Origin of the sequence: Paenibacillus herberti, assembly GCF_002233675.1 — a bacterium.
Lineage (GTDB): Bacteria > Bacillota > Bacilli > Paenibacillales > Paenibacillaceae > Paenibacillus_O > Paenibacillus_O herberti.
In genome coordinates, this window is record NZ_NMUQ01000002.1 from 1497480 (window position 1) to 1518388 (window position 20909).

26 protein-coding genes and 1 other annotated feature are annotated in these 20909 nt (G+C 52.5%); of the genes, 22 read left to right on the forward strand and 4 right to left on the reverse strand.

The annotated features are described in order from the left end of the window. Positions 1–2 precede the first annotated feature (2 nt). The gene (locus CGZ75_RS19110; protein WP_089525779.1) at positions 3–716 is read right to left on the reverse strand and encodes a response regulator transcription factor; all 714 of its coding nucleotides are present in this window, start codon (positions 714–716) and stop codon (positions 3–5) included. 127 nt (positions 717–843) lie between these two features. Here CGZ75_RS19110 and radA point away from each other — a divergent pair, with 127 nt between their 5' ends. From radA to pssA, 3 genes are all read left to right on the forward strand, one after another. Beyond that, positions 844–2220, forward strand: a complete 1377-nt coding sequence (gene radA, locus CGZ75_RS19115) for a DNA repair protein RadA (protein ID WP_089525780.1) — start codon at positions 844–846, stop codon at positions 2218–2220. A 13-nt stretch (positions 2221–2233) separates the two neighbouring features. Then, on the forward strand, positions 2234–3310 hold the full coding sequence (gene disA / locus CGZ75_RS19120; protein WP_089525781.1) for a DNA integrity scanning diadenylate cyclase DisA: 1077 nt from the start codon (positions 2234–2236) through the stop codon (positions 3308–3310). Positions 3311–3419: 109 nt separating this feature from the next. Next, complete coding sequence (pssA, locus tag CGZ75_RS19125) at positions 3420–4160, forward strand: CDP-diacylglycerol--serine O-phosphatidyltransferase (RefSeq protein WP_089525782.1); 741 nt, start codon at positions 3420–3422, stop codon at positions 4158–4160. Between the two features lie 70 nt (positions 4161–4230). Here pssA and CGZ75_RS19130 read toward each other — a convergent pair whose 3' ends face one another. Continuing rightward, complete coding sequence (locus CGZ75_RS19130; RefSeq protein ID WP_089525783.1) at positions 4231–4491, reverse strand: hypothetical protein; 261 nt, start codon at positions 4489–4491, stop codon at positions 4231–4233. Positions 4492–4509: 18 nt separating this feature from the next. Continuing rightward, on the reverse strand, positions 4510–5328 hold the full coding sequence (locus tag CGZ75_RS19135; protein ID WP_089525784.1) for a copper amine oxidase N-terminal domain-containing protein: 819 nt from the start codon (positions 5326–5328) through the stop codon (positions 4510–4512). 120 nt (positions 5329–5448) lie between these two features. Between CGZ75_RS19135 and CGZ75_RS19140 the strand changes: the two genes are divergently transcribed. Further along, positions 5449–5673, forward strand: coding sequence for a hypothetical protein (locus CGZ75_RS19140; protein WP_089525785.1), 225 nt, complete (start codon positions 5449–5451; stop codon positions 5671–5673). A 119-nt stretch (positions 5674–5792) separates the two neighbouring features. Here CGZ75_RS19140 and CGZ75_RS19145 read toward each other — a convergent pair whose 3' ends face one another. Then, a complete protein-coding gene (locus CGZ75_RS19145; RefSeq protein ID WP_089525786.1) occupies positions 5793–6188 on the reverse strand; it encodes a nucleoside triphosphate pyrophosphohydrolase family protein in 396 nt (131 codons plus the stop codon). 242 nt (positions 6189–6430) lie between these two features. Between CGZ75_RS19145 and CGZ75_RS19150 the strand changes: the two genes are divergently transcribed. The 18 genes from CGZ75_RS19150 (at position 6431) to CGZ75_RS19240 (ending at position 20545) form a co-directional block, all read left to right on the forward strand. Next, positions 6431–7543 (forward strand): PIN/TRAM domain-containing protein, encoded by a 1113-nt coding sequence (locus tag CGZ75_RS19150; RefSeq protein ID WP_089525787.1) that lies wholly within the window; start codon positions 6431–6433, stop codon positions 7541–7543. A gap of 45 nt (positions 7544–7588) precedes the next feature. After that, positions 7589–8329, forward strand: a complete 741-nt coding sequence (gene ispD, locus CGZ75_RS19155; RefSeq protein ID WP_425436510.1) for a 2-C-methyl-D-erythritol 4-phosphate cytidylyltransferase — start codon at positions 7589–7591, stop codon at positions 8327–8329. Next, the gene (gene ispF, locus CGZ75_RS19160; protein ID WP_089525788.1) at positions 8326–8808 is read left to right on the forward strand and encodes a 2-C-methyl-D-erythritol 2,4-cyclodiphosphate synthase; all 483 of its coding nucleotides are present in this window, start codon (positions 8326–8328) and stop codon (positions 8806–8808) included. Before ispD ends, ispF begins: the two co-directional genes overlap by 4 nt. 63 nt (positions 8809–8871) lie before the next feature. Then, positions 8872–10347 (forward strand): glutamate--tRNA ligase, encoded by a 1476-nt coding sequence (gene gltX, locus CGZ75_RS19165; protein ID WP_089525789.1) that lies wholly within the window; start codon positions 8872–8874, stop codon positions 10345–10347. Between the two features lie 646 nt (positions 10348–10993). Beyond that, positions 10994–11698 (forward strand): serine O-acetyltransferase, encoded by a 705-nt coding sequence (gene cysE, locus CGZ75_RS19170; protein ID WP_089525985.1) that lies wholly within the window; start codon positions 10994–10996, stop codon positions 11696–11698. Positions 11699–11700: 2 nt separating this feature from the next. After that, positions 11701–13173, forward strand: a complete 1473-nt coding sequence (gene cysS / locus CGZ75_RS19175) for a cysteine--tRNA ligase (protein WP_089525790.1) — start codon at positions 11701–11703, stop codon at positions 13171–13173. Then, positions 13170–13748, forward strand: a complete 579-nt coding sequence (locus CGZ75_RS19180) for a Mini-ribonuclease 3 (RefSeq protein ID WP_089525791.1) — start codon at positions 13170–13172, stop codon at positions 13746–13748. The genes cysS and CGZ75_RS19180 overlap by 4 nt, the downstream gene beginning before the upstream one ends. Continuing rightward, a complete protein-coding gene (gene rlmB / locus CGZ75_RS19185; protein WP_089525792.1) occupies positions 13738–14523 on the forward strand; it encodes a 23S rRNA (guanosine(2251)-2'-O)-methyltransferase RlmB in 786 nt (261 codons plus the stop codon). The genes CGZ75_RS19180 and rlmB overlap by 11 nt, the downstream gene beginning before the upstream one ends. Positions 14524–14529: 6 nt before the next feature. Then, positions 14530–15051 carry an NYN domain-containing protein gene (locus CGZ75_RS19190; protein ID WP_089525793.1) on the forward strand — a complete coding sequence of 174 codons (522 nt, stop codon included), beginning with the start codon at positions 14530–14532 and terminating at the stop codon, positions 15049–15051. Between the two features lie 229 nt (positions 15052–15280). Then, positions 15281–15931 (forward strand): RNA polymerase sporulation sigma factor SigH, encoded by a 651-nt coding sequence (gene sigH, locus CGZ75_RS19200; protein WP_089525795.1) that lies wholly within the window; start codon positions 15281–15283, stop codon positions 15929–15931. 436 nt (positions 15932–16367) lie between these two features. Then, a complete protein-coding gene (gene rpmG / locus CGZ75_RS19205; protein WP_089525796.1) occupies positions 16368–16517 on the forward strand; it encodes a 50S ribosomal protein L33 in 150 nt (49 codons plus the stop codon). Between the two features lie 18 nt (positions 16518–16535). Next, positions 16536–16745, forward strand: coding sequence for a preprotein translocase subunit SecE (secE, locus tag CGZ75_RS19210; protein ID WP_089525797.1), 210 nt, complete (start codon positions 16536–16538; stop codon positions 16743–16745). A 23-nt stretch (positions 16746–16768) separates the two neighbouring features. Further along, positions 16769–17302, forward strand: a complete 534-nt coding sequence (gene nusG / locus CGZ75_RS19215; protein WP_089525798.1) for a transcription termination/antitermination protein NusG — start codon at positions 16769–16771, stop codon at positions 17300–17302. 93 nt (positions 17303–17395) lie between these two features. After that, positions 17396–17821: a 50S ribosomal protein L11 gene (rplK, locus tag CGZ75_RS19220; protein WP_021878535.1), complete on the forward strand. Its 426-nt coding sequence runs from the start codon at positions 17396–17398 to the stop codon at positions 17819–17821. A 118-nt stretch (positions 17822–17939) separates the two neighbouring features. Continuing rightward, the gene (gene rplA / locus CGZ75_RS19225) at positions 17940–18632 is read left to right on the forward strand and encodes a 50S ribosomal protein L1 (protein WP_089525799.1); all 693 of its coding nucleotides are present in this window, start codon (positions 17940–17942) and stop codon (positions 18630–18632) included. Between the two features lie 13 nt (positions 18633–18645). After that, positions 18646–18780 (forward strand) — a sequence feature (ribosomal protein L10 leader region). 61 nt (positions 18781–18841) lie between these two features. After that, on the forward strand, positions 18842–19345 hold the full coding sequence (rplJ, locus tag CGZ75_RS19230) for a 50S ribosomal protein L10 (RefSeq protein WP_089525800.1): 504 nt from the start codon (positions 18842–18844) through the stop codon (positions 19343–19345). Between the two features lie 128 nt (positions 19346–19473). Continuing rightward, positions 19474–19836, forward strand: a complete 363-nt coding sequence (rplL, locus tag CGZ75_RS19235; protein WP_089525801.1) for a 50S ribosomal protein L7/L12 — start codon at positions 19474–19476, stop codon at positions 19834–19836. A 94-nt stretch (positions 19837–19930) separates the two neighbouring features. After that, on the forward strand, positions 19931–20545 hold the full coding sequence (locus tag CGZ75_RS19240; RefSeq protein ID WP_089525802.1) for a class I SAM-dependent methyltransferase: 615 nt from the start codon (positions 19931–19933) through the stop codon (positions 20543–20545). Positions 20546–20909 lie beyond the last annotated feature (364 nt).

The window sequence follows — 20909 nt, forward strand, 5'->3', positions numbered from 1 at the left end:
GCTCAGCGTCTCTCCATCTTGTAACCGACGCCCCAGACCGTCTTAATATAACGAGGCTCTCGTGGATTCTGCTCGATCTTCTCGCGGAGCTTGCGAATATGCACCATGACGGTATTACCCGACTCGAAAAACGTTTCCTGCCAGACGGTCTCATACAGTTGCTCCATGCTGTACACCCGTCCCGGGCTGCGCATAAGCAGCTCTAAAATGCTGAATTCACGCGGCGTCAGGCGCACTTCATTATCCTCTACGGTGACCTGATGCGTGAGCAAGCTCATCGTGATTCCGTCATGCTTCAATATTTCGCCCATACCATTGGAGGAAGCATCGTCAGCTGGCGCCCGGTAGGAGGCATAACGACGCAATTGGCTTTTGATCCGCGCCACCAGTTCCAGTGGACTGAATGGCTTGACCACATAATCATCTGCCCCGACGCTGAGGCCGTGGATTTTATCGATTTCCTCACTTTTGGCGGATAGAAAAATAATCGGCATTTGCTTCCGCTCGCGGATCGCCATGCACACTTCAATGCCGTTCATGCCGGGCATCATGATGTCCAGCACAACAAGATCGATCGGCTCCTGGTCGATCAGCTCCAGCGCTTCTGTTCCCGTCGAGGCGGTCAGCAGGCGGAAATTTTCCTGTTTCAGGTAAAGGCTTATGAGCTTGATGATCTCGGCTTCGTCGTCGACCATCAGCACGGTTTGCTCCTTCACGGCTCCATCATCCTTTCTTCTATTCATTATAACGGACGAAATCTTACTTTTTTCTTAGTTTGCCTTTAATGGCGGTCTTTGAAATGGTAAACTTTGAAGGATACGTCTTAATCTTAAGGAGCCTACTGTGGCCAAAATAAAAGTTAAGTTCGCCTGCACCGGATGTGGCACGGAATCGCCCAAGTGGCTGGGCAAATGCCCTGGATGCGGTGAATGGAACACAATGGTGGAAGAAAAGGAAGCGGTTGTAAAGACGGCTGGGGTCGGTTTATCCTTCTCAATGTCTCGCACGACGAAAGAAAAGCCGCGTTCCATCATAGATATTAATACAGGACAGGAGCCTCGCATCGAGAGCAGCATCGGCGAGCTTAATCGTGTGCTTGGCGGCGGAGTCGTCCCGGGCTCACTCATTCTCGTCGGTGGAGACCCCGGTATCGGTAAGTCGACGCTGCTGCTGCAAACCTCCCATGCCCTGGCTGCGGCCGGGCTTAAGGTACTGTATATTTCGGGCGAGGAATCCGTACGTCAGACTAAGTTGCGGGCGGATCGTTTGGGAGCACTCACGGAATTGCTTTATGTACTGTGCGAAACGAATATGGAGCATATTAATGATGCCATAGATTCGTTAAAGCCGGATTTCCTGGTCATCGATTCTATCCAAACCGTATATGATCCCAGCGTTCAGTCGGCTCCAGGCAGCGTCGCCCAGGTGCGGGAATGTGCGGCGCACTTCATGCGTACAGCCAAAATCAACGGAATCGCCACTGTGCTCGTCGGTCATGTGACCAAGGAGGGCGCGATTGCCGGTCCCCGCCTGCTGGAGCATATGGTGGACTGCGTCCTTTACTTCGAGGGGGAGCGGCATCATTCCTACCGGCTGCTGCGGGCGGTCAAAAACCGCTTTGGCTCCACCAATGAGATCGGCATCTTCGAAATGGGCGAGGACGGACTGCGCGAAGTAGCGAATCCTTCCGAGCTGTTCCTGTCGGAACGGCCGCTCGGCGTCTCGGGCTCAACAGTCGTAGCCAGCATGGAAGGGACGCGTCCGATACTGGTGGAGCTGCAGGCGCTCGTTGCACCGACACATTTCCCTTCGCCGCGGCGCATGTCCACTGGTTATGACCATAATCGGATGGCTTTAATTATCGCCGTACTTGAAAAGCGGATTGGTCTATTCCTGCAGACGCAGGATGCATACTTGAATGCGGCGGGAGGCGTGCGGCTCGATGAGCCGGCCGTCGACCTGGCGGCAGCGGTTGCCCTTGCTTCCAGCTTTAAGGATGCCCCGACAAAGCCGGATGATATTATTTTTGGAGAGGTCGGCCTGACGGGAGAGGTACGCGCTGTATCGCGAGCGGAGCAGCGGGTCAAGGAAGCTCAGAAGCTGGGCTTCAAGCGAGTTATTATGCCGGAGAAAAGTCTCAAAGGCTGGAAGCCGCCGGACGATATAAAGATCATCGGCGTGACTACGGTAGCGGAAGCATTGCGCGCGGCGCTTGAATAGGGGGTCACCATATATGAAGGAAATCAAGGACATTGAAATTACGAACCACCTGCTGCAGCTGGTCGCACCCGGAACGGCTTTTCGGGAAGGACTCGACAACGTGCTCCGCGCCAAAACAGGAGCTCTGCTAGTCGTCGGCTACAGCCCCGAAGTGATGGAAGTAGTGGACGGCGGCTTCTCGATCAATTGTGATTTCTCACCGAACTACTTGTATGAGCTAGCCAAAATGGACGGCGCTATTATTCTTAGCGAGGATCTCAAGCGAATTCTCTACGCTAATACACAGCTGATCCCGGACCCGTCGACCCCTTCCACCGAGACGGGCATTCGCCATCGTACCGCGGAGAGGGTGGCCAAGCAGACCGGGCGTTTAGTGGTCTCAATTTCACAGCGGCGCAATATCATTACGCTATATATGGGTAATCTTAGGTATTCGCTCAAGGAGATGGGCGTGATCCTCACCAAAGCCAACCAGGCCATTCAAACGTTGGAGAAGTATAAGGCGGTACTGCGCCAGTCGTTCACGAACTTGTCCGCGCTGGAATTCGAGGAATTGGTCACGCTTCAAGAAGTAGCTCATGTCATCCATCGGGTAGAGATGGTGCTGCGCATCAAGATGGAAATCAAGCGTTATGTCAACGAGCTTGGTACGGAAGGCCGATTGATCAGCATGCAGATGGAGGAACTGATCGGCGGTGTCGAGGAGGATGCCTGGTTCCTGCTCAAAGACTATGCCCGCGACAACAGCGACGAGCGGCTGCGCGACATTCGCATGGGGCTCAAAAAGCTCAGCAACGAGGAGCTGATGGATGCGCCGCATGTGATCAAGCTGCTTGGTTACCCGCAAGGAGCGTCCATTGCTGATGAGGCTGTGCAGCCGCGCGGCTACCGGCAAATGTACCGGATTCCGCGTTTGCCACTTGTCATCATGAACAATCTGATTGAGCGATTCGGCAATTTGCCGAATATCGTCATGGCGACAATTGCCGAGCTGGATGAAGTGGACGGTATCGGAGAGGTTCGCGCTCGGGCAATTAAGGAAGGGCTGCGCCGCATCCAAGATCAAATGTTCATTGACAGGCAAATCTGATTACCCTAGAATGAGGGAATGCCATTCGGCTCAAATGGATGAAGGTGGAAAATATTCCATGCCTGAGTTCTAGCTTCGCCGGGCATAGTAGAGATGAGGTGGTACCAGAGTGTTTGCAAAATCATTGCCGAATCTTTTTACAATAGGAAACCTGTTTCTCGGGATTGTAGCGATCATTCTCGTGTTCAATGATAAACCAGAGATGGCGGCGATGATGGTCATTGTCGCCATGCTGCTGGACGGCGTTGACGGGCGGGTTGCCCGCGCGTTAGGTGTTACAAGTGAGTTTGGCAAAGAGCTTGATTCCTTATCCGATGTCATTTCTTTTGGAGTGGCTCCAGCGTTCATCATGTATGTTGTAGCATTCCAGGATCTTAACTCGGACGCGGCTTCATGGATTGTAACGGCGATCTTCCCGATCTGTGGTGCGCTCCGTCTGGCCCGCTTCAATGTGATCAGCGGTATTCCAGGTTACTTCGTCGGGCTGCCGATTCCGGCTGCCGGCGGCATACTGGCTACGCTAGCGCTGTTTTACAAGGATATACAGCCTTGGGTGCTCATGGCGAGCACGCTGGCGTTGGCGCTGCTTATGGTCAGCACGGTGAAGTACCCGAACTTTAAGAAGTTCGGCCTGCCGAAGAGTGCGATCTGGAGCATCCCGATCGTCGTAGCGATTGCAATCGCGCTCGGTGTCGCATTCCCGGATCAGCTTAGCAAGATCATTTTCGTGCCGCTGCTTATCTACGCACTCTATGGCCTAAAAAAAAACGTTAATGTGCATGGACGTCTCCGTCGTCGCAGCCGCCGCGCCAAGGGCGACGAGGAGCGTCGCTCTAAACGTAGCGTTTAGATTCCTAACACGACAAAATAAAACGGCAATCCCATTCGGCTCAAGTCGAGGGATTGCCGTTTTTATCTATTTAAAAGTATAGATAAAAATTATATCCTTTTGTATTAAAGTAGTGTTCCATTTTTTCTTCAAATGCTCTCCGTTCCTTAAAATAAATTTCAAAATCAGGTTCAGCTTCATATTCATATGTGTTCAAATAAATCGAATCCTTCTCTTCACCGATGTAAGTAAGCTCGTGATGCGAAATAATCTCATCTAAAATTTCAGCTCCGCCAACTTGTGCTGTGATGTCATAATTTCCAGGCTCTATACATGTCCATCTTTTACTCAAATTCTATTCCCCTTTTAGTTAGTTCAGCTCTCTGCCGACAGAGATCATATAATCAACGTTGGTGAAGGGTGGGATTTTCTGCGTAAATGTAATGGTCTCGTCCTTATTGACAGCCTGCAGTGGAGGATTGAGGGGGCGGGAGTAAGAGTCTGTAGAGAATCCGCCGCGATTCGAAAAGGCGATCAACGGATGAATATCGCTTTTCCCTTTTTCGATTTTAGCTCCGGAACTGTTTTTGATATTAATGCTAAGGGCAGCGCTATTATTCTTTTGTACAACTTCATAGGATAACAAGTCAAAAGCATGCTCGTTCTTAACGTCGGCAGAGTCATTCCCCGCGAACATGTCGAACACTTCTCCCTTAACAATACGTTTGTCCGTCAGATGCAGCAAGCTTTTCTTCTGATTCCAAGTATAAGACAAATCCGTTTGATCGAGAAACAAGCGCATCGGCAAAAACATCGCTCCTTGGATAAGAGCGGGCTTGGTATCCATTTGAACGAGAGATCCGTCTACATAGGCATTGTAGGAGCCGATCGTTAATTTAAACGTATGATCAAACCAACTGACGATGGCCGTTTTGGATTGAGGGTCGTAACTCACCGCGCCGCCCATCAAATCCTGGATCGATCTTAGCGGGATTAGCAAGCGATTGTTTCCATCGAGGAAAGGTGCTCTTGGTTTCGTGTACAAGATGGAGTATTTATCGATTTTAAGGTGAATGGGAGTCGGTTTATTTGCTTGGGCGGATGCTGCGTCTGGAGGTGAAGCCACAGAAATTAGCATCATAGCCATAAGCGTAATAATTAACGAAATTATTTTTAATTTGTTTATCAAGATATTCCCTCACTCTCAATGGAATATAAATCAGATTTATTATCATCTCGTTTCAGCCTAAGTGACAGGCGTTGCCATCGTCATATAACATAGTGACGAATTAAGTGGGGGGAATTAGACATGAAAACAGCGGTATTTTTATCGATTGCAGCGTTTGTTATAGGTCTGGCATTTCCGTATTTGGGCCTTATTTTTAAAATCCCCTTGATAATCGTTGTTGTTGTCATGCATGTAGCGGTGTCATCAAGGGAGCATGAAGGATGGCGCAAATATCTTGTAAACTACTGTTTTCTGTTAGCGCTTATCGTTAGTTACTTGTTTAAACTCATTTTTGATATCGGATAAGAGCAGTTGTCTAGTAAAAAAGATCGCGAACCCCTGAAAAGGAAGGATTCGCGATCTTTTTTTTTCAGCCCGACACGGGATGCCACTAGAGTCGTGATCCAACGAGCGGAAGCTTTAATTTAAGTCAGATTAAATACGCCCAAAGTGGAGCATTTGGCAGACTCGGCCTCAATAACCTCGTCCAAATCTATTTCGAGCAGATTGCAAAGAGCGGACATATAAAAAAGGTTGCGGCCCAGCTCTGCCTTCAGAACGTCGCGGCAGTTTTCGCAGACAGCACCGTCCATGTGGGTTTCCAGCAGTCGCTTGGCTGTTTCCAGCTCAGGATCATCCGAATAGGGCTGTTTAACAGCTTGTATCTCGATGCAGCCACACTCGGTAACAGCTTTGGCAACCGCGCGATTTACGGCAGCACCGGCTTGGCCGAATTTGGACAGTACATCAAGTACGCTGCGGTGACGCAGAAGCAATTCCGATACTTGCTGCTGAAAATCGTTAAGCGTTGGGGCGCTCATGGAACCCACCTCTTTCGCAATTTTGTCATTGTATAGAGCTATTATAAGCTTGGCTTCTGCGGAATACAAAAGCGAATTGAGCTTTATGAGAAATCCTTCATGAGTCGATGTGGCGCATCGGTAACGGCCGCCGGGAAAGAAAGCCTCCCCCAGTCTTGTTGCCGGTCAAAATGTTCAAATTCCGCGCGGTTTAGCTGTCGCGAAATTGGAACATACTGGCTAATGGAGGTGGCAAAATCGATATGGTTAAACGTATTCTGCAATTACTTGGACTTGTATTTGGCGGTATGCTAGGCTCTCAGGCGGGTATCGGGTCGGGAAGCTCCCTACCGGTTGGACTGGGCAGTTATAGCCCGCTTGCCGGGGGTTACGGCTCATTCGGTTATTACACTGGCTTGGCTGTGGGTGCATTTTGCGGGCTGCTGCTGGCAACCGCGCTCGCCGGCCGCGCCCAGAAGTTGCTTGGCGAAGGTGCACGTCGCGCTGCCGAGCTGCCTGCGGCGGATCTGCTGGCTGGAGCTGCAGGCTTGACCGCAGGTCTTGTGCTCTCGGCACTCCTGTATCCGTCTGTATCTCGTCTGCCGGAATCGGCGGCGATGATCGTGCCAGCGTTGCTGACGCTCGGCCTTGGTTATGTCGGCTTGATGGTCGGCATCCGCAAGAAAGAAGAACTGTCCGAAGGGCTTCAAACGCTGTTGCAGCCAAAGGTTTTACCGGAGCCGGAGAAGGTAGAGCCCGTTAATTTTGAAGAGCATAAAATTATGGACACCAGCGTCATCATTGACGGCCGCATCGCGGACATCTGCAAAACAGGATTCATTGAAGGTACGCTCGTTATTCCGGAATTCGTGCTGGAGGAGCTGCAGCATATTGCGGATTCATCGGATTTGCTGAAGCGCAATCGCGGCCGTCGCGGCCTGGACATCCTTAATAAGATCCAAAAAGAGCTCGATGTGAAAGTGATGATTTACGAGGGCGACTTTGATGAGATCAGCGAGGTGGACAGCAAGCTTGTGAAGCTCGCCAAGGTGCTGCGCGGCAAGGTGCTGACCAATGACTTCAACCTGAACAAGGTATGCGAGCTGCAAGGTGTGTCCGTGCTCAACATCAATGATTTGGCCAACGCGGTTAAGCCGGTTGTACTACCTGGCGAGGAGATCGTCGTGCAAATCATCAAGGACGGCAAGGAACATGGCCAAGGTGTGGCCTATCTTGATGACGGTACGATGATCGTCGTGGAAGGCGGTCGTGACTACATCGGCTTGACGATGGAGGTTCTCGTGACGAGCGTTCTGCAAACATCGGCTGGACGGATGATTTTCGCGAAGCCGAAGCTGTTGGAAAAAGCGCTGTAACGGGTTATGATAGGGAGATAAACGTTACAGCGGGATGTGAGCGGATTGACAACGAGTAAAGAACATCTGCACGCCGATGATAGGGACAAGCCTCGCTGGGGCGCGGTCATCGTCGCCGCCGGACGCGGTACGCGCATGGGCACTGCCGAGAGCAAGCAGTTCCTTGAGCTGCGCGGCAAGCCCGTGCTGATCCATACATTGGAGCTATTCCAGAGTATGGAGGAGATTGGCGAGATCGTGCTCGTGACGGGAGCGGACGATGTGGAGCGGTGCCGGGAATGGTGCCGCTTTTATCGCTTGTCCAAGGTGACAGCGGTGCTGGAGGGCGGCAGCGAGCGGCAACATTCCGTGCGGCTCGGCTTGGCCGGGCTCCGGTCGGAATGGGCGCTTGTCCATGACGGCGTGCGACCGCTTGTGACGGCCAATGCTGTGCGTCTCTGCTTGCAACAGGCGGAGGGGACGGGAGCGGCTGTGCTAGCCGTGCCGGTCAAGGACACGATTAAGCAGGTGGACGAGAGTGGGGTCATCACAGCAACACCGGACCGGAGAAGCTTGTGGGCGATCCAAACGCCGCAAGCTTTTCGCCGTGTCAGGCTGCTGGAAGCCCATGAGCAGGCGCTGCGCGACGGCTTCCTCGGCACGGATGATGCGATGGCAGTCGAAAGGCTTGGCGATTCGGTATCGGTCGCTGAGGGTGAATATACGAACATCAAGATTACGACGCCGGAGGATCTTCCCTATGCGGAATTCCTTTTGGAACAGCGGGAGAGGGGAATTAAGATATGATTCGGATAGGACAAGGCTTCGACGTGCATCAGCTAGTGGAGGGGCGCCCTTGTATCATCGGAGGCGTGACCATACCCTATGAAAAAGGTCTTCTTGGCCATTCCGATGCGGATGTGCTGCTCCACACGATTGCCGATGCTCTACTAGGCGCGCTGGCGCTGGGCGACATCGGCAAGCATTTTCCCGATACGGATCCTGCGTTCAAGGACGCAGACAGTCTGAAGCTGCTAGAGCATGTATGGTCGCTGATCAAAGAGCGCGGCTACCGCCTCGGCAATCTGGACTGCACAATCATCGCACAAGCGCCTAAGATGGCGCCGTATATTCCGGCAATGGCTGCAATAATCGTTGAAGCTCTGGAAGCGACGCAGGATCAGGTGAACGTAAAAGCGACAACAACAGAGAAGCTCGGTTTCCCCGGCAGGGGCGAGGGCATCGCTGCTCAAGCGGTTGTCTGCCTTGTCAAGAATATGCTATGATCAGAGGCACTTATTTGGCTTATCGACCATTATTTGCAATTGCTCAAGGAGGAAAGACTGCCCATGGCACAAGCTAACCAGGAGGTCCGCGTTCGCTACGCCCCGTCCCCGACGGGTCATCTGCATATCGGCAACGCGCGCACGGCTCTGTTCAATTATTTATATGCTCGCAGGCATGGCGGCAAGTTCATCGTCCGCATCGAGGATACGGATGTGAAGCGTAATGTAGCCGGGGGCGAGGAAAGCCAGCTCAAGTTCATGAACTGGCTTGGCATCACGTGGGATGAGAGCGTCGACATTGGCGGGGGTTACGGCCCCTATCGCCAAACGGAGCGTCTCGACATCTACAAAGCCTATTGGCAGCAATTGATGGACCAAGGACTTGCGTACCGCTGCTACTGCACGGAACAAGAGTTGGAGCAGGAGCGCGAGGAGCAGACAGCACGCGGAGAGACGCCGCGCTACTCGGGCCGTCACCGGAATTTGACACCGGAGCAAGGGGCTGCTTTTGAGGCCGAAGGCCGTGTCGCAAGCATTCGCTTCCGTGTTCCAGAGGACCGTACTTACACATGGGACGATATGGTGAAAGGTACGATCAGCATCGATACGAAGGAGACGGGCGATTTTGTCATCGTGAAAAAAGATGGCATCCCGACCTACAACTTCGCAGTGGCGATCGACGACCATGAGATGCGCATCTCCCATGTGCTGCGGGGCGAGGATCATATTTCCAATACACCGCGTCAGCTGATGATCTATGAAGCTCTCGGATGGGAGCCACCGTTGTTCGCTCATATGACGCTTATCGTCAACGAGCAGCGCAAAAAGCTCAGCAAACGCGATGAGTCGATTGTTCAGTTCATCGAGCAATATGAGCAGCTTGGCTATTTGCCGGAGACGCTGTTCAACTTCATCGCATTGCTCGGTTGGTCGCCAGAGGGCGAGCAGGAGCTGTTTACCCGCGAGGAGCTAGTGGAAGTATTCGATTCTGCGCGCCTCAGCCGTAGTCCAGCCGTGTTCGACACGACCAAGCTGGCCTGGATGAACAATGAATATATCAAAAAGCTGGATCTGCCGCGTCTTGTCGACCTGTGTCTGCCCCATTTGCAAAAAGCAGGCCGTGTTAGCGGCGAGCCGGTCGCGCGGGAGCGGGAATGGGTGACTAGCTTAATTGACCTGTACCGTGACAAGCTGCGCTGGGGAGCGGAAATCGTGGAGCTGACCGAGCTGTTCTTCCTGGAATCTTACGAGGACGAGGCGGAAGCTCGCGAAGTACTGGCAGAAGAGACCGTTCCACAGGTTTTGTCGGCTTTCCTCGCAGGACTAGAAACGCTGGAGCCAGAAGCTTGGAACGAGGATAGCGTGAAGGCGCTCATCAAGTCGGTCCAAAAGGAAACCGGCTGCAAAGGCAAAGCGCTGTTCATGCCAATCCGCGCCGCCATCACCGGTCAAACACATGGCTCCGACCTGAACCGCACGATCGTGCTGCTTGGCAGCGAAAAGGTAGCCGCACGGCTGCGCGCTCGGCTGCAAGGCTAAAGCAGAGCCGGCTCGGCCATCCTGGCCCGCCGCTCGCTCGCAGCTAGAGCCCAACGTCGGCGCCGCTTCTTGCACTTTGCCGCTTTTGGGTTATACTAGATGTAATTCAGGCACATGCTGATCGAAATTGACAGGCTTTGAGCAGGAGAGGAACGCCATATCCGGGATAGCAGAGAGGACATCCGTCACGCATCCGGCCTATGCAAGTATGCACAGCGCCGATTGCCGACTGGCTGAGAGATGTCCATTCCGACGGCGCGTCCAATGCACCTGTGAGCTTTGCTCCGATCCTGTGGACGCTCCCGGAACCTTGTTCCGGCCAAGAGCTGACGCAGGGGTAGGCGGCAACGTCCGGCCCGCGTTACAGGCCATATGAGACAGGGCCGTTTTCCGTTCGGCCGGTTTACCCTCAGGCGATCTGGTATCGCCGACACGGTGAAGCCGGTTTCCTCGGATGGCCCTGTACCGCAGAGTGGAACCGCGTGAATGACGCCTCTGCAGCCCTATGGCTGCGGAGGCTTTTTTTCATACGAGAGTAGTTATCCTTATGGATAACATTCTCGTAATTCATTCGCATACGGACATCGTCGAAGGAACGGCGAAGCCGTATTGCCTTGCATATATGCCCAAATGGGGGGGCGAAAACATGTTACGACATATTAAGTCCGATATTCGGGCGGTGTTCGACAACGATCCCGCCGCGCGCAGCATGTTTGAGGTCGTATTTACCTATTCCGGCCTGCATGCGATCTGGGCGCACCGGGTTGCGCATACGCTGTTCAAGCGGAAGTTTTACACGCTGGCGCGTATCGTTTCTCAGGTAAGCCGATTTATGACGGGAATCGAAATCCATCCTGGTGCGAGAATCGGCAATCGGTTGTTCATCGATCACGGCATGGGTGTGGTCATTGGGGAAACATGCGAGATCGGCGATGATGTGGTTATTTACCAAGGCGTGACGCTGGGGGGAACCGGCAAAGAGAAGGGCAAGCGGCATCCGACGATCGGCAGCAATGTGGTCATTGGGTCTGGCGCCAAGGTGCTTGGCTCGTTCCGTGTCGGAGAAAATTGCAACATTGGCTCTAACTCCGTCGTTCTACGCGAAGTACCGGATAACAGCACCGTTGTGGGCAATCCCGGTCGCATCGTCAAGCGCAACGGACAGCGCGTAGGCGATCGGCTTGATCACACGCAACTGCCCGATCCTGTCATTGAGATGTTCCGAAGCATGCAAAATGAAATTAATACCCTGAGGGCCGAAGTGAATTCGCTGCGCGAGAGCAGCGTGGCGGTGCGGGAGCCCTCGGAGCAGCAACCGGTCAAAATACCGGTAGGTGGAGGCGAGCTGTAACGATGAGTCTGCAAATCTACAATACAATGAGCCGGAAGCAGGAAGCGTTTATTCCTCAAGAACCGGGTAAAGTAAAGATGTATGTCTGCGGTCCGACCGTATACGACTACATCCATATCGGAAACGCGCGTCCTGCGATCTTTTTCGACGTGGCTAGACGGTATCTGGAAGCGATCGGGTATGAGGTCGATTATCTCGTCAACTTCACGGATGTTGACGACAAGCTGATCCGCAAGGCAGAACAGCTCGGCACGAGCGTGCCTGAAGTAGCGGATCGGTTCATCGCGGCTTTTTATGAGGATACGGAGGGACTCGGCGTGAAGCGGGCGACCCGTAATCCGCGCGTTACGGAGCATGTCCCAGAGATTATCGCCTTGATCGAGGAACTGGTAGCTCAAGGGGCTGCTTATCCCAGCGCCGGCGACGTTTATTTCCGTACCAAGTCGTTCGCGAATTACGGGCAACTGTCGCATCAGAACCTGGAGGAGCTGCAGCTCGGTATCCGCATCGGCATCGACGAACGCAAGGAAGACCCGCAGGACTTCGTATTATGGAAAAGCGCAAAACCTGGCGAAATCAGCTGGGAGAGCCCTTGGGGACCGGGCCGTCCTGGCTGGCACATCGAGTGCTCGGCTATGGCGCGCAAGTACCTTGGCGATACGCTGGACATTCACGGCGGCGGCAACGACCTGCAGTTCCCGCATCATGAATGCGAGTGCGCTCAGTCAGAATCGCTGACCGGCAAGCCGCTTTCTAACTACTGGATGCATAACGGCTTCATCAACATCGACAATCAGAAAATGTCGAAATCGCTCGGCAACGGCATCACTGTGCACGAGCTGCTGAAGCGTATCAAGCCGGAGGCGATCCGTTACTTCATGCTATCAGGCCATTATCGTGCGCCGCTGAACTTCAGCGACGATACGGTTGAGCAGGCGCTCGGCAGCGTGGAGCGCATCACCAACTGCCGCGTCAACCTGGAGCATCGGCTGGCTGCGGTGTCTCCAGACGGTTCGCATACCGCAGGCTGGCATCTAGTCGAGGATGCGCCAATTGGCGCCTTGCGCTATGAGCCAGCTTCCGGTGATGAGTCGCTGGACACGCGTCTGCAAGAACTGAAGGCGCGCTTCACCGCCAAAATGGACGACGACTTCAATACGCCGGATGCAATAACGGTGCTGTTCGAACTGGTAGCGGAAGCGAACCAACTGCTCAAGCAGCCGGTTGTAGCGGCGCGATCGATCGATGCCGTCCTGGGACTGATGGATTCGATGGACGGGGTGCTCGGCTTGCTTCCAACTGTTGATGAGGCCGCTGGATTGCTGGATGCGGAAGTTGACGCACTTATCGTCGAACGCACCAAGGTGCGCTCGGAGAAGAATTGGAAACGCGCTGACGAGATTCGAGATCTACTGGCGGAGCAAGGCATTTTGCTAGAGGATACGCCCCAAGGCATCCGCTGGAGGCGCAAATGAGCGGGTCACCGGAGCAACCGTCGGTAGAGGATCAGGCCCAGCGGCAGACTGTGCCGGTGGTAGAGGCGACGATTATTGACCAGGCTGGACCCCCTCCGTTAGGAACGGAGGGGGTCGCCTCGCCAACTGGGGCAGTCTTTCAATCGCTGCCCTTTGAGCCGCCCTCCAAGCAGCCGGAGTTTTTGAATCCTGTTGTACTGGCTTACACCGGCGATGCTGTATTCGAGCTGTTGGTCCGCCAGCATCTCGTCGCCGGAGAGAAGCTAAAGCCGAACCAACTGCATCGCGCGGCGACTAGCATCGTCTGCGCGAAGGCGCAGCGCCGCTGGTTGGAGCTGTGGTCGCCGATGCTGAGTGAAGAGGAGCAGGACGTAGTGCGCCGCGGGCGCAACACCAAGTCCGGACAGCCTCCGCGCAACGCGGATCCGCATGATTACCGGCTGGCAACTGCGATGGAATGCCTGATCGGATTTTTATATTACAAGGGCAGGACCGAAAGGATTCGGGAATTGACGGCGGTTGTATTCGCAGCAGTAGACGAAGACCGCCAGAAGGAGACAAAGCATGGCCAATAATAAAACAACTCAAAACGAAAACCAGGAGGAGGAGCAAGGGCAGGACTGGATTGCAGGTAAACATCCCGTTCTAGAAGCACTTCGCTCCGGCCGCGAGCTTAATAAAATATGGATTGCCGACACGGTACAGAAACCGTCGGTGGCGCCGATTCTGGCAGAGGCGAAAAGTGCCGGTCTTGTCGTGCAATTTGTCGATAAACGGCGACTGGACCAACTCGACCTCGGTGTTGCCCATCAGGGCGTAGTTGCCCAAGCGGCCGCATATCGCTATGCGGAATTGGACGAGCTGCTAGCGCGGGCCAAGGCAAGCAGTGAAACGCCGTTGTTGCTCATTTTGGATGAAATCGAGGATCCGCATAACCTTGGCTCGATTCTGCGGACTGCCGAATGCACGGGTGTGCACGGTGTCATCATTCCGAAGCGGCGCGCCGCTGGCCTCACCGCAACGGTGTGGAAAACATCCGCTGGAGCAGCGGAGCATGTGCCTGTGGCACGCGTCACCAACTTGGCACAGACGATAGAGACGTTGAAACAGGAAGGCATCTGGATCGCTGGAGCTGACGTCAGTGCCAGCCAGGATGTATATCGTACGGACTTCAATCTACCGCTTGCGCTCGTGATCGGGAACGAGGCCAAGGGCATAGGCAGGTTGATTCGCGAAAAATGCGATTTTTTGGTGAAGCTGCCGATGCTTGGCCAGCTGAATTCCTTGAATGCCTCTGTGGCTGCCGGCGTACTCATGTACGAGGTCGTCCGACAACGCAGGAGCCTTTAGCCGGCGATGACTCGTCAGCCGGACGTCCTGTTGGTGGACGGCTACAACATTATCGGAGCGTGGCCCGAGCTGGAGCGTTTGAAGGAGACAAATCTCGAAGAGGCGAGAGAGAAACTCCTTGATTTGCTAGCCGATTATCAGGGTTATACAGGAATGCAGGTCTACGTGGTGTTTGACGCATACCAAGTGGCCGGCAGCCGCTCCGCTTACAAACAGTACAAAATCACAGTAGTGTTCACAAAAGAGAAGGAAACAGCCGATGAATGCATAGAGCGACTCGCAGGTGAGTTACGTAAACGCAGCCGAAGCATTTATGTAGCCACTTCGGACTCGGTGGAGCAGCATGTTGCCTTCGGCAAGGGAGCGCTGCGTCTGTCCGCACGTGAGCTGAAGCTAGAATTGGATCAGAATCGTCAACAGATTGCCCGATCACTTCGCGAGGAGAAACCGCGCGGACGCAATTCCATCGACGGAAACTTGAGCTTGGAGGCGCGAATGAAGCTGGAACGGATGCGCCGAGGCGAGTGAGTTCAAAATTGCGTTACAATTATGTCAGTTTAATTGCCGCCAAAAAAGCGATTTCAACCCATCTGTATCCAATTATAGTATTTATTATTGGATATAGAACGCTCGTTTGCATTGACGATGTCAAGAGAGGTCTTGTATACTTGGCTTATTCATTTTTGGAAATTTTGACCGGTTTCAGCATTACCTAATAGACTAGCTGTGCACGCTTTGCAGGCCGGAGGGATAGTTTGTGAGCATCGACCTCAGAGAATGGAGTACGCATGATTATGACTGCCGGACGGATGAGGACATCGTCGAGGCGGTGCGCATAGGTGACAGCGAAGCGCTGGAGTATCTGATCAACAAATACCGGAACTTTGTTAGGGCTAAGGCTCGTTCCTACTTCCTGATCGGCGCCGACAGGGAGGACATCGTTCAGGAGGGTATGATCGGTCTCTACAAGTCCATCCGAGATTTCAGGGGGGACAAGCTGGCTTCCTTCAAGGCTTTCGCCGAGCTTTGCATCACCCGGCAGATCATTACTGCGATCAAGACGGCTACACGGCAGAAGCATATTCCGCTGAATTCTTATGTTTCTCTTGACAAGCCTATCTATGATGAAGATTCCGATCGTACGTTGCTTGATGTCATTTGTGGCACTCGTGTAAGCGATCCGGAAGAGTTGATGATCAATAAGGAAGAGTTCGTCGGTCTTGAGGACAAGATGTCCGAGATTCTGAGCGATCTTGAGCGCAAGGTGTTAATGTTATACTTGGACGGACGCTCGTACCAGGAAATTGCCGTCGACTTGGACCGCCATGTGAAGTCCATTGACAATGCGCTTCAGCGTGTTAAACGCAAGCTGGAGAAATACTTGGAGCTTCGCAATGTAATTGTCTAGTGAATCGGCGGCTCTGCCGCTGGACCCTTCGGGGTCTTTTTTACATTCAGGACTTTGATCTTTATCGCTACTCAACCGTAGTTTTAGAAGTCTTTGAAAAGGGCTATACTGATTCCAGTAGAGAATGGTTTCTCTAGTGAGTTGGCGCCTGCTTCCGAACCCGATGCCGGTAAGCAGGTGCCAAAGCCGTTCAGAAAATCGACAAGTTGTGCTCGATTCGGCATTCGCCAACATGCGGCGTTCAAGTGCTGCCAAAGCCTGTTTTTTCGCTTCCGGCGCGGTCTCCCGGACTTTTCGGCCTCATGGAATTGCATTGACATGCGAGAATCCGGTATGATAAGGTACTTAGAGTGACTCGGATTAGGCCCTGAGGCCTTTTTGAGTCCGTTCGCACGTTGTCGGCTTGTACTATTTTGAGATCTGGAGGTGACCTATAATGCGGGTTATCATCACGCTTGCTTGCACGAACTGCAAGCAACGTAACTACACGAACACCAAGAACAAGCGTAATCACCCCGACCGTATGGAGATGAGGAAGTTCTGCAAGTATTGCAACGAGCATACTCCTCACCGCGAGACGAGATAGTCATGGAGGTGGGTTCAGGTGGCTTTTCTTGCAAAGATCAAGCGAAACTTCGGAACAACTTTTGAGTTCTTCGCAGACAGTTGGGCTGAGCTTAAGAAAGTACGCTGGCCAAACCGTAAAGAGTTAACAAGCTATACGATCGTTGTACTTGTTACGATCGTGTTTGTGACGATTTACTTTTGGCTTCTTGACATCGGGATCTCTAAACTGGTTGAACTGATCGTTTAAGAAGGGTCCAAAGGTGGATTGGGATGGAAAAACAATGGTATGTGGTTCATACTTACTCGGGCTATGAGAACAAGGTGAAAGCCAACCTCGAGCGCCGTGTCGAATCGATGGGCATGGAAGACAAAATCTTCCGCGTGCTTGTTCCTATGGAAGAAGAGATCGTGAACAAGGACGGCAAGAAGAAAACGGTCATGCGCAAAGTCTATCCGGGCTACGTCCTGGTAGAAATGATTCAGACCGATGATTCGTGGTATGTCGTTCGCAATACGCCTGGCGTAACAGGATTTGTAGGCTCGACCGGTTCCGGATCCAAGCCAACGGCACTGCTTCCAGAGGAAGTAGACGCCATTCTCAATCATATGGGAATGTCCGAGCCTAAGCCGAAGATGGAATTCGAACTCAAAGAAACTGTGCGCGTGACCGTAGGTCCGTTCGCCAATTTTGTTGGAGTCATTGAAGAAATTCAGTTCGACAAAAACAAACTCAAAGTGCATGTTAATATGTTCGGACGGGAAACCCCTGTTGAACTTGACTACACTCAGGTCGAAAAGGTATAATGAATCGGTTGTTTCTGGCTTTCGGAAGTCTTTTCGGAAGCGGGCGTGGTAATTCGCGTCAGGTTACTAGTTTGCTCGCAGGAGGTGTAACTCATGGCTAAAAAAGTCATTAAACTGGTCAAGCTGCAAGTTCCAGCTGGCAAAGCCAACCCGGCTCCGCCAATCGGACCTGCACTCGGTCAAGCAGGCGTCAACATTATGGCGTTCTGTAAAGAATTCAATGCGCGTACGGCAGACCAGGCTGGCCTGATCATCCCGGTTGTCATCACCGTATTTGAAGACCGCTCCTTCACGTTCGAGACTAAGACTCCTCCAGCTGCCGTACTGCTCCGCGTAGCAGCAGGCATCGAGAAGGGTTCCGGCGAACCGAACAAGAAGAAAGTCGCTACGGTTAACCGTTCCAAGGTTCGCGAGATCGCGGAACAAAAAATGCAGGATCTTAACGCTGCATCCGTAGAAGCTGCAATGCGCATGGTCGAAGGAACAGCCCGCAGCATGGGCGTTACGATCGTCGACTAATGCCGATCTAGTCGGCGCTGAGCAAGCGCCGCCCTGAGTAAAACCCCCGGTTTTGCTGTGGGAGGAACCGCTGCGCTGCAGTGGGTCCGCTATTTACCACATGAGGAGGATGTTCATTATGGCAAAGCAAGGCAAGAAATACCAAGAAGCCGCTAAGCTGATCAATAGCGAAGCGACTTACGAGCCGGCTGAAGCAATCGAGCTCGTGAAAAAAGCTGCATCCGCCAAATTCGACGAGTCCGTCGAAGTGGCAGTCCGTCTGGGCGTTGACCCGCGGAAACAAGACCAAGCCGTTCGTGGCGTCGTTGTACTGCCGCACGGAACTGGTAAAACTAAGCGCGTCCTCGTATTCGCTAAAGGCGAAAAAGCGAAGGAAGCCGAAGCTGCAGGCGCTGACTTTGTTGGCGATGCAGATATGATCAACAAAATTCAACAAGGCTGGTTCGAATTCGATGTCTGCGTGGCTACGCCTGACATGATGGCTGAAGTCGGCAAGCTCGGACGTATCCTCGGCGGTAAAGGCCTCATGCCTAACCCTAAAGCCGGTACGGTAACGTTCGATGTGACCAAGGCTGTTCAGGAGATTAAAGCTGGTAAGATCGAATACCGTCTTGACCGTGCAGGTCAAATCCATGCTCCAATCGGTAAAGTATCGTTCGATGCTGAAAAGCTGGACGAGAACCTCAAAGCTCTTATGGACGCTTTGAACCGTGCGAAGCCGGCATCCGCCAAAGGGATTTACCTGAAAAACATCGCTGTATCTTCGACAATGGGACCTGGCGCTCGCGTCAACGTTTCCGTATTCCGCTAAGAGCTGCGATTCCAACTTTAGAACACGCATGCCTAAGACAGTAGGTGCCCTTGCGGCTTAATTTTCCTACCGAGGTGTTATGATAAACGTTTCTCGTAAACGGATCATGGCCTTCGCTGTCTTGGCGGAGGCCTTTATACATGCACCTGCAGGTTGAAGGTCGACCGATCGAAGGATGCAAGAGATACTACTACGGGAGGTGTACACAAATGGCAAATACAAAAGTAATCGCGTCTAAGCAACAGCAAGTGGATGAAATCACCGCTAAGCTGAAAGCTAGCACGACTACGGTCGTAGCAGACTACCGTGGACTGAACGTTGCTCAAGTAACGGAACTGCGTAAGCAGCTTCGCGAAGCGGGCATCGAGTTCCAAGTTCTGAAGAACTCTCTCGTTCGTCGTGCGACGGAATCCGCTGAAATGGCGGCCCTGAACGAGGTTCTGACGGGACCAACGGCGATCGCCTTCGGCGGTGACGACGTGGTAGCTCCTGCAAAAATCATTAACGACTTCGCTAAGAAAAACGACGCTCTGAAAGTTAAAGGCGGCGTTCTGGATGGTCAAGTTGTTGATGCGGCCCAAATCAAAGCACTGGCTGAACTGCCGTCCCGCGACGGTCTTCTGTCCATGCTCCTCAGCGTTCTTCAAGCTCCTATGCGCAACTTTGCCCTCGCGGTCAAAGCTGTGTCCGAAAAGCAAGAGGCGCAAGCATAAGGTTTTTATCGCAGGTTCGCCTTTATGCTCGGCTTAGAGTGCGAACGGCCTAAAAACAAATGTATTCCGGCGTAGCCGGAATAAGATAAACCCCAAAAAAAACTAAAAAACCTAATGGAGGTTCAACCATGAGCAAAGAGCAAATCCTTGAAGCCATCAAAGGCATGAACGTTCTGGAACTAAACGATCTCGTAAAAGCAATCGAAGAAGAATTCGGCGTAACAGCTGCAGCACCTACAGTTGTAGCTGCTGGCGGCGGCGCTGCAGAAGTTGAAGAGCAATCCGAGTTTGACGTAATTCTGATAGGCGCTGGCGCTTCCAAAATCAACGTCATCAAAGTTGTTCGCGAACTGACAGGTCTTGGCCTGAAAGAAGCAAAAGAAGTTGTAGACAACGCTCCAAAAGCAATTAAAGAAAAAGTATCCAAAGAAGATGCAGAAGCTCTGAAAGCGAAGCTGGAAGAAGCCGGCGCAGCTGTAGAAGTGAAGTAATATCTGCCTTGGCCATACTGGAACCCCTTGGAACCGCTTCGGCTCCAAGGGGTTCTCTGTCTATGCAAGGGAAGCAGAAAATGGAGGGAAGGCAATGTCGGATCACTACTATTCCAGAAAGCCTGGTGTGCAGGAGAACCGGCAGGAGCATGAAACGAAGCTTCGCGGCTTCGCCTTTCGCTTCCTGACCGATAATGGAGTTTTCTCCAAAGGAGGTATCGATTACGGCAGCCGTTTTTTGATCGAGCAAATGCAGATTGGAGAGTCTGATCAAATTTTGGATGTTGGCTGCGGTTACGGACCGATCGGACTGACGGCGGCTCAGCTTGCTCCTCGTGGACAAGTTGTTATGCTCGACATCAATGAACGTGCAATTGAGCTGGCAACGGAGAATGCACGACGCAATGGTATTACCAATGCAGACATTCGCCATAGCGATTTATACGAGGCTGTTGGGACGGACACCTTTGATGTTATTCTGACGAATCCGCCGATACGAGCTGGAAAAGCGGTTGTACATCGGATTTTTGAAGAAGGTGCTGCATTGCTGCGACCTGGCGGAAGTATGTGGGTCGTTATACAAAAGAAGCAAGGTGCGCCATCAGCAGAAGCCAAACTGCAGCAGCTGTTTGGTAAAGTGATTGAAGTCGGCAAGGATAAAGGATTCCGAATTTTTCGGGCTATTGGGGCAGAAACTCCTCAAAAGTAAGCTTTTGAATTGAAAAGAGACTATTTTCTCATTTTTGTTGACTCGATTTCTCGGTTGTGTTATTATTATGAAATGTCAGCATTAAAATAGGTGGATTCTCTTTAGTCCGCTAAAATGTCAAGAATTATTTATTTGATGCTCGATGCATACAAATATGGTTTTTGACGTATAATGTTTAGATTTTGGGCAAAATTACATGATAGGAGACCGTCTCTCTCACGGTGGCTCATCTGTGGAGAGGCCGAGGTTTCAGGCCGGAAGCATGCTCTTTTTTCGAACCCTATTCGATAAGGGCTTTTCTTTATTTGCCACAGCGATCCGTGTTTTCGAGGAACGTTCTGTGGAAACGGGCTGTGCGGTCTAG

Coding starts and splice junctions, on each gene's coding strand:
- disA (WP_089525781.1), top strand. CDS start 2,234: ATGAAGGAAATCAAGGACATTGAAATTACGAACCACCTGCTGCAGCTG.
- CGZ75_RS19140 (WP_089525785.1), top strand. CDS start 5,449: ATGAAAACAGCGGTATTTTTATCGATTGCAGCGTTTGTTATAGGTCTG.
- CGZ75_RS19145 (WP_089525786.1), bottom strand. CDS start 6,188: ATGAGCGCCCCAACGCTTAACGATTTTCAGCAGCAAGTATCGGAATTG.
- CGZ75_RS19150 (WP_089525787.1), top strand. CDS start 6,431: ATGGTTAAACGTATTCTGCAATTACTTGGACTTGTATTTGGCGGTATG.
- ispF (WP_089525788.1), top strand. CDS start 8,326: ATGATTCGGATAGGACAAGGCTTCGACGTGCATCAGCTAGTGGAGGGG.
- gltX (WP_089525789.1), top strand. CDS start 8,872: ATGGCACAAGCTAACCAGGAGGTCCGCGTTCGCTACGCCCCGTCCCCG.
- cysE (WP_089525985.1), top strand. CDS start 10,994: ATGTTACGACATATTAAGTCCGATATTCGGGCGGTGTTCGACAACGAT.
- cysS (WP_089525790.1), top strand. CDS start 11,701: ATGAGTCTGCAAATCTACAATACAATGAGCCGGAAGCAGGAAGCGTTT.
- CGZ75_RS19180 (WP_089525791.1), top strand. CDS start 13,170: ATGAGCGGGTCACCGGAGCAACCGTCGGTAGAGGATCAGGCCCAGCGG.
- rlmB (WP_089525792.1), top strand. CDS start 13,738: ATGGCCAATAATAAAACAACTCAAAACGAAAACCAGGAGGAGGAGCAA.
- CGZ75_RS19190 (WP_089525793.1), top strand. CDS start 14,530: ATGACTCGTCAGCCGGACGTCCTGTTGGTGGACGGCTACAACATTATC.
- rpmG (WP_089525796.1), top strand. CDS start 16,368: ATGCGGGTTATCATCACGCTTGCTTGCACGAACTGCAAGCAACGTAAC.
- nusG (WP_089525798.1), top strand. CDS start 16,769: ATGGAAAAACAATGGTATGTGGTTCATACTTACTCGGGCTATGAGAAC.
- rplK (WP_021878535.1), top strand. CDS start 17,396: ATGGCTAAAAAAGTCATTAAACTGGTCAAGCTGCAAGTTCCAGCTGGC.
- rplA (WP_089525799.1), top strand. CDS start 17,940: ATGGCAAAGCAAGGCAAGAAATACCAAGAAGCCGCTAAGCTGATCAAT.
- rplJ (WP_089525800.1), top strand. CDS start 18,842: ATGGCAAATACAAAAGTAATCGCGTCTAAGCAACAGCAAGTGGATGAA.
- rplL (WP_089525801.1), top strand. CDS start 19,474: ATGAGCAAAGAGCAAATCCTTGAAGCCATCAAAGGCATGAACGTTCTG.
- CGZ75_RS19240 (WP_089525802.1), top strand. CDS start 19,931: ATGTCGGATCACTACTATTCCAGAAAGCCTGGTGTGCAGGAGAACCGG.